This is a genomic window from Asticcacaulis sp. (genome assembly GCF_035497195.1).
Taxonomy (GTDB): domain Bacteria; phylum Pseudomonadota; class Alphaproteobacteria; order Caulobacterales; family Caulobacteraceae; genus Asticcacaulis.
Genome location: NZ_DATJDZ010000004.1, coordinates 261691 through 273876, shown reverse-complemented (window position 1 = coordinate 273876; position 12186 = coordinate 261691). Strand labels below are relative to the sequence as shown.

General features: G+C 61.6%; 10 protein-coding genes. 8 read left to right on the top strand and 2 right to left on the bottom strand.

The features are described from left to right. From VL130_RS02040 to VL130_RS02020, 5 genes are all read left to right on the top strand, one after another. Window positions 1-2276: response regulator (locus VL130_RS02040; protein WP_325360594.1), on the top strand; the 2276-nt coding region annotated here is incomplete at its 5' end. After that, complete coding sequence (locus VL130_RS02035) at window positions 2261-3121, top strand: CheR family methyltransferase (protein WP_325360592.1); 861 nt, start codon at window positions 2261-2263, stop codon at window positions 3119-3121. The genes VL130_RS02040 and VL130_RS02035, both read left to right, overlap by 16 nt. Continuing rightward, window positions 3118-3741 carry a chemotaxis protein CheB gene (locus VL130_RS02030; protein ID WP_325360589.1) on the top strand — a complete coding sequence of 208 codons (624 nt, stop codon included), beginning with the start codon at window positions 3118-3120 and terminating at the stop codon, window positions 3739-3741. Before VL130_RS02035 ends, VL130_RS02030 begins: the two co-directional genes overlap by 4 nt. Next, the gene (locus VL130_RS02025) at window positions 3738-5372 is read left to right on the top strand and encodes a response regulator (RefSeq protein ID WP_325360587.1); all 1635 of its coding nucleotides are present in this window, start codon (window positions 3738-3740) and stop codon (window positions 5370-5372) included. The genes VL130_RS02030 and VL130_RS02025 overlap by 4 nt, the downstream gene beginning before the upstream one ends. A gap of 34 nt (window positions 5373-5406) precedes the next feature. Continuing rightward, a complete protein-coding gene (locus VL130_RS02020; RefSeq protein WP_325360585.1) occupies window positions 5407-5772 on the top strand; it encodes a response regulator in 366 nt (121 codons plus the stop codon). A 77-nt stretch (window positions 5773-5849) separates the two neighbouring features. Here the strand turns inward: VL130_RS02020 and VL130_RS02015 are convergent, their stop codons facing one another. Further along, entirely contained in the window at window positions 5850-7088 is a 1239-nt protein-coding gene (locus VL130_RS02015) for a sensor histidine kinase (protein ID WP_325360583.1), read from the bottom strand. Next, window positions 7078-7626, bottom strand: a complete 549-nt coding sequence (locus VL130_RS02010; protein ID WP_325360581.1) for a response regulator — start codon at window positions 7624-7626, stop codon at window positions 7078-7080. Before VL130_RS02010 ends, VL130_RS02015 begins: the two co-directional genes overlap by 11 nt. A 117-nt stretch (window positions 7627-7743) precedes the next feature. Here VL130_RS02010 and VL130_RS02005 point away from each other — a divergent pair, with 117 nt between their 5' ends. From VL130_RS02005 to VL130_RS01995, 3 genes are read left to right on the top strand one after another with little or no spacing between them, the layout of a single operon-like run. Next, window positions 7744-9033 (top strand): efflux RND transporter periplasmic adaptor subunit, encoded by a 1290-nt coding sequence (locus VL130_RS02005; protein ID WP_325360578.1) that lies wholly within the window; start codon window positions 7744-7746, stop codon window positions 9031-9033. Next, window positions 9030-9719: an ABC transporter ATP-binding protein gene (locus VL130_RS02000; protein WP_325360576.1), complete on the top strand. Its 690-nt coding sequence runs from the start codon at window positions 9030-9032 to the stop codon at window positions 9717-9719. The genes VL130_RS02005 and VL130_RS02000 overlap by 4 nt, the downstream gene beginning before the upstream one ends. Next, on the top strand, window positions 9719-12163 hold the full coding sequence (locus VL130_RS01995) for an ABC transporter permease (RefSeq protein WP_325360574.1): 2445 nt from the start codon (window positions 9719-9721) through the stop codon (window positions 12161-12163). Before VL130_RS02000 ends, VL130_RS01995 begins: the two co-directional genes overlap by 1 nt. The last annotated feature ends 23 nt before the right edge of the window (window positions 12164-12186 follow it).

The following is a 12186-nucleotide window of genomic DNA, read 5'->3' as shown; positions in this document are numbered from 1 at the left end:
TGCAAAGCCAGGGCGAAGAGCTGCGCGTCAATAATGAAGAGCTTGAGGAGCAGGGCCGGGCGCTCAAGGAATCGCACGCCCGTCTCGAACAGCAGCAGGCCGAACTGGAGCAGACCAATTCGCAGCTTGAGGAACAGGCCGCCGCCCTCGAACGCCAGAAGGACGACCTCGGCCGCACGGCGCGCGATGTCGAACTCAAGGCGCGCGAACTCGAACAGGCCAGCCGTTACAAGTCCGACTTCCTCGCCAATATGTCGCACGAACTGCGCACCCCGCTCAATTCGTCGCTGATCCTGGCCAAGCTGCTGGGCGATAATCCCGAAGGCAACCTCACCGAGGAGCAGGTCAAGTTCGCCCAGACCATCCAGTCCTCCGGCAACGACCTGCTGGCCCTGATCAACGATATTCTCGACCTGTCGAAGATCGAGGCCGGGCAGATGGATATCCGCGCTGAAAGCCTGTCGCTCAGCCGGCTGGTCAAGGACATGCAGCGCACCTTCGATCCGATCGCCGCGCAGAAGGGACTGAGCTTCAAGACGAAGATCGCCAAAGGCCTGCCGGAAGCGATCGAGACGGATCGTCAGCGTCTGGAGCAGATATTGAAAAATCTGCTGTCGAACGCCTTTAAATTCACCGAAACCGGTTCGGTCGAACTGGGCCTGTCGGTGGATGCCGATGGTCAGGTCGTGATGGCTGTCACCGATACCGGCATCGGCATTTCCGAGGATCACCAGGCGGCGATTTTCGAGGCCTTCCGCCAGGCCGACGGCACCATCAGCCGCAAATACGGCGGCACCGGCCTCGGCCTGTCGATCTCGCGCGAACTGACGCGTCTGCTCGGCGGCGCCATCGCACTGAAAAGCACGCCGGGCAAGGGGTCGACCTTCGCGCTCAGCCTGCCGCTCGCCTACGATCCGGGCCATGTCACGACCGGCCTGATCACGCCGCTGCTGACCAGTGCGCCGGAGAGCGACATTTACGCCTTGCCGGAAGCCGTGGCCCCGGCGGCCACCCACAAGGCCGTGAAAAAGCCCCTGCCCCCCGGCCGGGTGCAGGATGACCGCGACCGGCTCGATCCGAAGCGGCGCACCATTCTTGTGGTTGAGGATGATGTGTCGTTCGCCGGGATTCTTTACGAACTGGCGCATGGCCAGGAGTTCCAGTGCCTGGTCGCCACCTCGGCGGGGGAAGCTTTGGAAATGGTCCAGCAATACACGCCTTCGGCTGTGGTGCTCGATATCGGCCTGCCCGATCATTCCGGCCTGTCGGTGCTCGACCGCCTGAAACGCGACAATCGCACGCGCCATATTCCGGTTCATGTCGTTTCCGGCAGCGATTACCAGCATACGGCGCTGTCGCTCGGCGCCGTCGGTTACATGCTCAAGCCGGTCAAGCGCGATGAACTGGTTGACGCTTTCAAGTCGCTGGAAGAGCGTCTCAGCCAGCAGATGCGCCGGGTGCTGATCGTCGAAGACGATGAGGTTCAGCGTGACAGCGTGTCGCGCCTGCTGAAATCCAACGACACCGAAACCATCGCGGTCGGCACGGCGGCGGAATGCCTCGAACTGCTGAAAGTCCAGACCTTCGACTGCATGGTGCTCGATCTGACCCTGCCGGACGCCACCGGCTATTCGCTGCTCGAAACCCTGAGCCACGAAGACGCCTACGCCTTCCCGCCGGTCATCGTCTATACCGGCCGCGATCTTAGCTATGACGACGAGCAGAAGCTGCGCCGCTATTCGTCGTCGATCATCATCAAGGGCGCCAAGTCGCCGGAACGCCTGCTCGATGAGGTGACCTTGTTCCTGCATCAGGTGGTGTCGGAACTGTCGCCCGAACAGCAGACCCTGCTGAAAAAGGCCCGAAACCGCGACGCCATGCTGGAAGGCCGCCGCATCCTGATCGTCGAGGACGATGTGCGCAATGTCTATGCCGTCACCAATATTTTCGAGCCGCTGGGCGCCATCGTGTCGATCGCCCGCAACGGCCGCGAGGCGCTCGACCTGCTGGAAAAGACCAATGACAAGAAGGATAGCGACAGCGCCATCGACCTAGTGCTTATGGATGTGATGATGCCGGAAATGGACGGTCTGACGGCGACGCGTGAAATCCGCAAGCGTCAGGATTGGGCCAAACTGCCGGTCATCATGCTGACCGCCAAGGCGATGAAGGATGACCAGGAGCGCTGCCTCGACGCCGGCGCCAATGATTACATGGCCAAGCCGCTCGACGTCGAAAAGCTTATTTCACTGGTGCGGGTATGGATGCCGAGGTAACAGACGTGACCCCCGTCGGGACTGTGAAAACGGAAGATATCGAAATCCGGCTGCTGCTGGAGGCGATTTTCCGCAAGTACCACTATGACTTTCGCGGCTACGCGATGGCCTCGGTCAAGCGCCGCCTGATTCAGGCGCGTGACCATTTCAAATGCGCCACCTTCTCCGCCTTGCAGGACATGATCCTGCACGATCCAGGCATGATGACGGCCATGCTGCCCTATCTGACGGTCCAGGTTTCCGAGCTGTTCCGCGATCCGCTCTATTTCAAGGCGATCCGTGAAAAGGTGGTGCCGCACCTGAAAACCTATCCGTCGCTCAAGGTATGGATCGCCGGATGCAGCACGGGCGAGGAACTCTATTCCTTCGCCATCCTCTTCCGCGAGGAAGGCCTGTTCGACCGCACCCTGTTCTACGCCACGGATATCAATCACGATGCGCTGAAAAAGGCCGAGGCCGGCGTTTACAGCCTCGACCGCCTCAAGCTGTTCACCGAAAATCACCGGCTGTCAGGCGGCAAGAGTTCGCTGTCGGACTACTATACCGCCGCCTATGGCGCGGCGTCGTTCGACAAGTCCCTGCGCAAGAATGTCGTCTTTTCCGATCACAGCCTGGCGACCGATGCGGTTTTCGCCGAAACGCAACTGGTGTCCTGCCGCAATGTGCTGATCTATTTCGACCGTGACCTGCAGGATCGCGCCATCAGCCTGTTCCACGATTCGCTGGCGCGCAAAGGCTTTCTCGGACTTGGCTCAAAGGAGACCTTGCGTTTTTCCTCCAGCGCCGACGATTTCAGCGATTTTGAGCACACTGAGCGCATTTATCAGAAGCGGGATATGACATGAGCCAAAACCTTCTGAAAAAGAGTACCGCCAGAAACCAGCCTTTAACAAAAGAAACGGCGCCCCAGGCCGTGGTCATAGGCGTGTCGGCCGGCGGTCTCAAAGCGTTGTCGGCCATCCTGCCCGCCCTGCCGGCCGATTATCCCCTGCCGGTCATGATCGTCATCCACCTGCCGCCGGACCGCGACAGCATAGTGGCGGACCTGTTCAACGACAGGTGCGCGCTTACCGTGCGCGAGGCTGAGGACAAGGAAGACATCCTGCCGGGCCATGTCTATTTCGCGCCGCCCGATTACCATCTGCTGATCGAGCCGGATCGCCGGTTGTCGCTGTCGTCCGAGGAGCCGGTGCTGTTTTCTCGTCCGTCGGTCGATGTATTGTTCGAGACGGCGGCCGATGTCTATGGCGCAGGCCTGATCGGTATCATCCTGACCGGCGCCAATCCCGATGGCGCGGCGGGCCTCAAGGCGGTGATGGCAGCCGGCGGCATGGCGCTGGTCCAGCGGCCTGATCTCGCCTACGCCAGCGCCATGCCGGAAGCCGCGCTTGAGCTTTGCCCGCAAGCGGAGAGCCTGAGCCTGGAACAGATCGCCGAAAAACTGCGGGAAGTGGTGCTGCCATGACTCCCGGCTCTATCAAACCCGTGCCCATACTGATCGTCGACGACCTGCCGGAAAACCTGCTGTCGCTTGAGGCGGTCCTGCGCCGTGACGGGCTGGAATTCATCAAGGCGCGGTCCGGCACCGAGGCGCTGGAAATCCTGCTGCGGCAGGAAGTGGCCCTGGCCCTGCTCGATGTGCAGATGCCGGAAATGGACGGCTTCGAACTGGCCGAGACCATGCGCGGTTCCGAGCGCACGCGGCATATCCCGATCATCTTTCTGACGGCAGGCTCGAATGACCGGACGCGGCGATTCCGCGGCTATGAGGCCGGCGCGGTCGATTTTCTCGAAAAGCCGATTGAGGCCGATATCCTGCGTTCCAAGGTCGCCGTCTTTTCCGAACTTTACATGCAGCGCCGGCAACTGGCCGTGCAGCGCGACAACCTGAAAGCCTTCGCCGAGGAAAACCTACGCCTGCTCAAGGACAGCCGGGACAATGCCCTGGCGCTGAAAGAGGCCGACAGCCGCAAGGATGAGTTCCTCGCCACCCTGGCCCACGAACTGCGCAATCCGCTGGCGCCGATTCGCAACGGCCTGCAAATCCTGCGCATGGCGCCGGAAGGGCCGCGCGCCGAAGAGGTGCGTGGCATGATGGATCGCCAACTCACCCATATGGTGCGGCTGATTGATGACCTGCTCGATGTGTCGCGGGTGTCGCGTGGCCGCATCGATCTGCGCAAGGTGCGGATGAGCTTGCAGGAGGCCGTCAGTTCGGCGCTGGAAACTTCGCGCCCGCTGATCGAGGCCAATGAACACAAGCTGACCCTCGATATACCCGAAGACCCCTTGTGGGTGGAAGGCGACCTGACGCGTCTGGCGCAGGTGGTGTCGAACCTGCTCAATAATGCCGCCAAATATACCGCTCCCGGCGGTCATATCCGCCTGACGGTGCGCCGGCAGAACGGCCATGCCGATATTGAAGTGGCCGATAATGGCCTCGGCATCGACGCCGACATGCTGCCGCGGGTCTTTGACCTGTTTACCCAGGCCGACCGCCACCTCGACCGCTCCCAGGGCGGCCTCGGCATCGGGCTGGCGCTCGTTAGCAAGCTGGTCGAAATGCACGGCGGCACAAGCCGGGCCGCCAGTGAGGGCCACGGCAAGGGCAGCACTTTCACGGTCAGTCTGCCGCTGATCGATGAACAGGGCGCGGCAATAGGCAAGGCGCTGCAAAAGATGCAAAAGAAGACGATGGCGCCGATGAAGGTGCTGATCGTCGATGACAATGTTGATTCCGCCCAGACCAGTCTGTGGATGCTCGATCTCATGGGTCATAAGGGGACGGTGGCTCACGAGGGCGTCCGGGCGCTGGAAATCGCCCACGATTTGCAGCCGGATGTCGTGCTGCTCGATATCGGTATGCCGGGCATGGATGGCTACGAGGTGTGCCGTCAGCTTCGGCGGATGCCCGAAATGAAAAACAAAACCGTGATCGCCCAGACCGGCTGGGGCCAGGAAAGTGATCGCCAGAAGGCGTTTGCTGCCGGTTTCGACCATCATATCACCAAGCCGGTGAGTCTTGACCTGCTGACACAATTGTTGGCTGATATACGTCTCACCGCAGCGAAAGCCGGAGAACCGCAACATGGCTGACGGACCAGGCAGGCCAAATGACCGAAATGAACCCATGCGTATCATGATCGTCGAGGACAATGAAGCTTTGGCGCAGACCACCGGCTGGCTGGTCGAGATGATTGGCTATGACTACAAGCTGGCGGCCAACGGCAAGGCAGCCCTCGCCAGTTATGCGGACTACAAACCGGATGTTTTCATGATCGATATCGGTTTGCCGGGCATGAACGGTTATGATCTGTGCAAAGAGTTGAAATCACGCCCGGATACCGGCGGAGTGGTCTTTATCGCCCAAACCGGCTGGGGCGAGGCCGAGCACCGCCGCATGACGGCGGAAGCCGGTTTCGATCACCATCTGGTCAAGCCGCTTTACCTCGAAACGCTGGAAAGTATCTTGGGCGAAATCGCCAAAACCAGGTAAATTCCCATCCTTTCTTCTCCTCCCCATTTCTCAAATGGGGAGGTGTCGCGGCGAAGTCCGCGACGGAGGGGATTTCTTCATCCTACCCTGATCTGAAACCGGAAACAGGCGCCGCCGAGCGGATCAGGGCGATGTTCCTGCGGCGGCACAAGCAGAAGCGCGCTGCCATGACCGGCGACGATCTGCTTGGCCAGACTAAGCCCCACGCCGGTGCCGGTCGCCTTGGTGGAATAGAACGGCATGAAGACCTGATCGGCGCTCTCCACCGGGACGCCCTTACCGGAATCTTCAATCTCGAACACCACGGCCTCGCCGTCATGTTTCAGCCGCAGGCGGACACGCGGGTCGGCCTTCTCCAGTGCGGCTTGCGCGCCATTATTGAGCAGGTTGGAGACGCCGAGCCACATTTGATCCTCGTCCATCATCAGCGATAAATCGGCATCGGCAATATCCGCCTCAAAGCGCACACCCTTGTCGCCCCACTGCGCCGCGAAACTTTCCGCCAGCACCTCCAGCCACAGTTTCAGCCCGCACGGCCGGATGACCGGCGAAGGCAGGCGCGTCAGGGCGCGGTAGGCATTGATGAAATCCGTCAAGCCTTCGGTGCGCGCCACCACGCGCTCCAAAGCCTTGGCGGCCTGTGCCCGCGACTCCGGCGTATCATCGCCCAGCAAATCGAGCGCGCTCTTGCTCATCGAAGCGACCGGCGTCAGGGCGTTCATCAGTTCGTGGTTCAGCACTTTCAGCAGATCGCGCAGGGCGCTGGCCTCGGCGGCGCGGACATCGGCCGAAATATCTGTCAGCACGGCGAGGTGCGACAGGTGATTGACCTCCTCCATCTCGGCCAGATGCACGGCGAAGGTCTGACCCTTCCATTTAATCTGGCTGCCTATCGTCGATAGCCCAGCGGGCGTTGGCGCCTCTCCCAGAAGCGCCTTTCGCGCCGAAACCGGCAGGGCGTAGGACACATCGAACAGGTTGCGGGCGGCGCGATTGACGGCAATCAACTGGCCGTTATCCGGTTGCAGCAATAGCGGCGAAGGCGTCTGATCGAGCAGCACCTGCAAGCGCCGGCGGCTCAGTTCGGAGGTGAAGGTGGCGCCCGGCTGGGTGCGTTTCAGCAGGTCGCGGCCGAGGACGAAGGCGCTGCGGCTCAGGCCGAGCCAGGCCAGGGTGATCGCGCCAAGTCCGCAGACCAGGGCGCTGGCGTAAAGGCCGCGCGTCAGGGCCAGCCAGCCGAACGCCCCCAGCACGAAGACGCCGAGCTGCGCCGTCAGCGGCCAGACAACAGGCGGTATGAGGGGTTTAAAGACCATGCTTTTCCATTCGCCGGTAAAGCGCCGCCCGCGTCACGCCAAGATCTTTCGCCGCCTGTGAAATATTGAACTGACGCCGGTTCAGCGCTGCCTTGATCAGTTCCTTTTCCGAGCGTTCCAGGTTCAGGTCCTGCGGTGGCGCGACGATACGCGGAGCCTCCAGCGCCGCCTTTATCGAAGCGATGAAGCGATCATTATGCCACGGCTTGACGACGAAATCCTGCGCCCCCATCCGCATGGCCTGGATGGCGATGCTCATGCCGCTGTGCCCGGTGACGACCACGACCGGCAGGGCCGGCGTCAGCGTCATCTGTTCGGCCAGGAATTTGAGGCCGGCCTCGCCGGAGGTGTCGCCACGCCGGTAATTGAGATCAAGCAGCAGGATATCGACCGGGGTGGCCGCCAGCTTTTCACGCGCCGCTTCGGGGGTCTGCGCCTTGATCAGGGTGAAACCGTGTCGCAGCAAAACCAGTTCTGCCGCGTCGAGAATATCGGCGTCGTCATCTAGGAAGAGGGCGGTCAGGGACAGCTTTGACATGTTCGGAAACGGACACTTTTTGGCGGGCGATAGCGCGACTATGGACGTGAAAATGCTGGAAAGTCAAATAAAAAGAGTGGTTTATGTCTATTGTAAAACCTGTGTTAGCTTCTTACCATGCCCGATACACCCCTGAAGACCGCCCGCACCGACCGTATTCTCAGCCTGCCCTGGTGGCGTCGCCGTCCGTTCCAGATCGGCGCGGCCGCGGCTGTCGTGGGGATATTGACGCTGAGCGCCTTCATCGTGTTGCCGCCGCCCAATACGGTGACGGTGGCCGCGGATTCGCTCGACACAGGCGAGGTCACTCGCGCGGCGTTTCAGGATTATGTCGCCCTGCGCGCCGCCGTCGAACCGCTCGACATCACCTATATCACCGCCGAAACCAATGGCCGGGTCATCAGTGTCGCGGCGTCGGACGGCATCATGGTCACGTCCGGCCAGCCGCTGGCCATGCTGGGCAACCCCGACCTGACCCTCCAGGTGTCGTCACGCGAGGCCGATATTTCCGCCCGCCTCAGCGATACCAATAACCAGTTGATGAACCTGCAGACGCAGCAACAGACGAGCGAACAGGCCGTGGCCGATGTCGCCTATGCCCTGCACCGGGCCGAGGAAGAGCTATCCAAGCGCCAGATGCTGCGCGAGCATGGTGTGTACAACGATGCCGCTGTCCAGACCTATATCGATGAAGTCGCCTACCAGACCCAGCGCCTCGCCGCCCTGAAAAGCCAGCAAGCGCAACAGGCGCAGTTCTACACCCGCCAGCGCCAGCAGATTCTCGCCAGCGCCAACGACCTGCGTCAGAGCCGCGAAGAGGTCCGCAAGGGGCTGAACGCGCTCAATCTCACCGCGCCGATGCAGGGCCGCCTGACCGATTTCAATCTCAAGCCGGGCCAGGCCGTCAAGATGGGCGATCCGCTCGGCGAGGTCGATTCCGAAGGCACCTATAAGCTGAAGGCCGAGGTCGATGAATTCTATCTCAGCCGCCTGTCGGTCGGGCTGAAGGCCACCGCCAATGTCCACGGCAAGGATACCGCCGTCCATATCAGCAAGGTCTTTCCGCAGGTCAATAATGGCCGGATTACCGTCGAACTGGAATTCGACCAGATGCCGGCCGATCTCAAGCGCGGCGAAACCGTCGATGTCCGCCTGTCGCTCGGCGCCACTGAAATGGCGCTTCTGGCCCCTTCGGGCGCGTGGCTGAATGATACCGGCGGGGCGTCGATCTTCGTCCTCACTGGCAGCGGCGACAAGGCCAGCCGCCGCACCATCACTGTCGGCCGCCGCAATCCGGAATATGTCGAAATCCTTTCCGGCCTCAAACCCGGAGAGCATGTCGTCACCGGTGGCGCCTCCAATCTCCTCAAGGCCCAACACCTCCGTCTCACAAAGAGCGCAAAATGACCAACCTGATCGAACTCCACGATATCACCCGCCTCTATCGCTCGGATGAGGTCGAGACCACGGCGCTGCATAATATCTCGCTGCATATCAAACGCGGTGAGTTCGTCGCCATCATGGGGCCTTCGGGCTGCGGGAAATCGACCCTGCTGAACATCCTCGGCACCATCGACCGCCCGACCTCCGGCGCCTACCTGTTTGACGGTGCCGACCTGGCGAAGATGAGCGAAAAAAACCTGGCGAAGCACCGCGCCAAACATCTCGGCTTTATCTTCCAGAGCTTCAACCTGGTCGATGACCTGACCATCTACGAGAATATCGAACTGGGCCTGCTCTATCGCACCGGCCTTAAAGGCTCGCGCCGCCAGCTTATCGAAGGCGCGATGGACAAGGTGGGCATTGCTCACCGCGCCCGGCATTTCCCGCACCAGCTTTCCGGCGGCCAGCAGCAGCGCGCTGCCATCGCCCGCGCCATTGTCGGCTCGCCCGACCTGATCCTGGCCGATGAACCGACGGGCAATCTCGATACCGAAAACGGCGCGCAGGTGATGCAGATTCTGCAAAGCCTGAACGCCGCCGGCGCCACGATCATCATGGTCACGCACTCGCAGAGCCACGCCGATCAGGCCACCCGCCAGGTCGATATCCTCGACGGCCAGTTGGTGGCTTCTGTCGCGCAGGTGCTTTGATGCTGCGTTCCGCCTTCACCGCGTTTTATCGCGCCTTCATCCGTCATCCGCTCTATGCCCTGCTGAATCTGCTGGGGCTGAGCCTCGGCATCGCCGTGTTCATCGCGCTCAGCCTGTTCTATCGTTTCGAGACCAGTTACGAAAGCTGGAGTCCCGAACGGCCGAATATCTATGAAATGGGGACGCGCTACCATTTCCCCGGCATGACCGAAGATATCTATATGAGCGCGATGGGCGGCCTGACCGAGGAATTCAAGACCGCCTGGCCGCAGATCGAAAGCACGCGCAGATGGGACAACGGCGTGATCGTCCACAAAGGTGCAGAGGTCTCCAACGAGCAGATCGAACTGGTCGATGGCAATTTCCTGACCTTTTTCCGCGTGCCGATGCTTTACGGCGACAAGGCGACTGCACTGGGCGATCCGTCGAAAGTGGTGCTCAGCGCCAGTATGGCGCGCAAATATTTCGGCACGGCCAACGCCATCGGACGCATCATGACGCTGAACGATGAGGAAGGGCTGAAAACCTATACGGTCAGCGCCGTCATCGCCGACCTGCCTAAGAATTCGGATATGAAGCTGGACATGCTGCGCCTGATCACCCCGCAGCGCACGGCGATGGAAACCGATACCTGGCATCACTGGGGTTCCGGACAGCTTTCGGCCTATCTGAAATTCAAAACCCAGGCGGAAGCCAATGCCTTCGCGGCGCAGTTGCCGGCCTTTACCGACCGCCAGGCCGGGCAATCCTTCGGTTCCGATGTCACGCCGCACAAGATCCTCGAACTGGTGCTGGTGCCGCTGACCGATTCGCACCTGATCGACCCGAAGCTGAAGGCGGCCATCGTGTCTCTGGGCGTGGTCGGTATCGTCGCGCTGGCGCTGGCCCTGATCAACTATGTCAACCTGGCGACGGCGCGCGCCGGGCTGCGGGCGCGTGAAGTGGCGGTGCGCAAGACACTGGGCGCGCCGCCGGCGACCCTGCGCCTGCAATTCCTTGTCGAGGCTCTGTTGACCATGCTGCTGGCCTTCCTGATTGCCCTGTCATTGGTGGAACTGAGCCTGCCGCTGATCAACAGCGCCGGCGGCCTGTTCCTCAAGCTTGATTATCATGCAGACGCAATATGGCTGCTCAGTCTGCTGGGGGTCGTTCTGCTGGCCGGTCTCGCGGCGGCGCTTTATCCGGCGTTCGTGCTGTCGGGGTTCAAGCCGGCGCAGGTTCTGGCGTCGAGCCGTACACCGGCCGGCGGCCGCATGGCCGGCCTGTTGCGCACCGGCCTGGCCATGGTGCAGTTCGCCGCCGTGGCTGTGGCCTTTGTCCTGATCATGGGTTTCATGCTTCAGATCCGCCATATCCAGAATGCCGACATTGGCTTCCAGCGTGACAACCTGATGATCGTTCAATCGATACGCGACAATGCCGTGAGCCAGGCGCAGCGCGAAAGCTTAATCGCCGCTGCCCGCACCTTGCCCGGCGTCAGCCATGCCGCCATCGCCAATGCCATTCCCGGTGACGGGAGCACGAGCAACAGTGGGAATATCGTCCGCCCCGGTCAGGCCGACAACCCGACCCTGTCACCAACCGTCAACTGGTCAATCGTCGGCGAGGACTATTTCCAGTTGCTCGGCGCCAAGGTGCTGGCTGGTCGCGTCTTCGACGCGCAACGCGGCGAGGACCAGAAGTGGGGTAATAGCCCGGATGACAAGGGACGCGTCTATAATGTCGTCATCAGTCGGCGCGCCGCTAAGGATATGGGTTTTGCCTCGCCTCAGGCCGCCCTCAACCAGCCCGCCAAGTTCGGTGACCGTCAGGTGCGTATCATCGGCGTCGTCGAGGACATGCGCTTCTACAATCCGAACCAGCCCATACCGGCGAAGCTTTACCTGTTCGATATCCACGCTTCCTATGCCGTGGTCGGCATGGTGCGCTACCAGGGAATGTCCGAGCCGAAGATGCGCGAACAGCTCCGCAAGCTGTGGCGTCAGATCGCGCCGGACGTGCCGTTCGATGTGACCAGCGCAGCTGACAATCTCGACACCTATTACAAGCCCGAGCGTGACCGGACCCATCTGTTCACCATCGGCGCCGGGATCGCCGCGCTGATCGGCTGTATCGGCCTCTACGGCATGGCGGCCTTCAATACCGGACGGCGCGTGCGCGAGATCGGCGTGCGCAAGGTGCTGGGGGCTTCCGCCGGGCGGGTGGTCGGGCTGCTTCTGGTGCAGTTCCTGCGTCCGGTCGTCATTGCCAGCCTGATTGCCTGGCCACTCGGCTGGCTGGCCTTGCAGCGCTGGCTGGCGCAGTTCGATGACGCCATCGCCATGCCGTTGTGGATCTTCCCCACGGCGTCAGTGGCGGCCCTGCTTATCGCCCTTGTCACCGTGGCGGGCGTGGCCTTCGGCGCGGCCAGCACCGAGCCGGGCAAGGCGCTGAGGCATGAATAAGGGCGGTTGCACGCCTCTGAATG

Bases quoted from the DNA above. Each gene is read 5' to 3' on its own strand.
- VL130_RS02005 (WP_325360578.1), top strand. From the start codon at position 7,744: ATGCCCGATACACCCCTGAAGACCGCCCGCACCGACCGTATTCTCAGC.
- VL130_RS02020 (WP_325360585.1), top strand. From the start codon at position 5,407: ATGCGTATCATGATCGTCGAGGACAATGAAGCTTTGGCGCAGACCACC.
- VL130_RS02035 (WP_325360592.1), top strand. From the start codon at position 2,261: ATGGATGCCGAGGTAACAGACGTGACCCCCGTCGGGACTGTGAAAACG.
- VL130_RS02015 (WP_325360583.1), bottom strand. From the start codon at position 7,088: ATGGTCTTTAAACCCCTCATACCGCCTGTTGTCTGGCCGCTGACGGCG.
- VL130_RS02025 (WP_325360587.1), top strand. From the start codon at position 3,738: ATGACTCCCGGCTCTATCAAACCCGTGCCCATACTGATCGTCGACGAC.
- VL130_RS02010 (WP_325360581.1), bottom strand. From the start codon at position 7,626: ATGTCAAAGCTGTCCCTGACCGCCCTCTTCCTAGATGACGACGCCGAT.
- VL130_RS01995 (WP_325360574.1), top strand. From the start codon at position 9,719: ATGCTGCGTTCCGCCTTCACCGCGTTTTATCGCGCCTTCATCCGTCAT.
- VL130_RS02000 (WP_325360576.1), top strand. From the start codon at position 9,030: ATGACCAACCTGATCGAACTCCACGATATCACCCGCCTCTATCGCTCG.
- VL130_RS02030 (WP_325360589.1), top strand. From the start codon at position 3,118: ATGAGCCAAAACCTTCTGAAAAAGAGTACCGCCAGAAACCAGCCTTTA.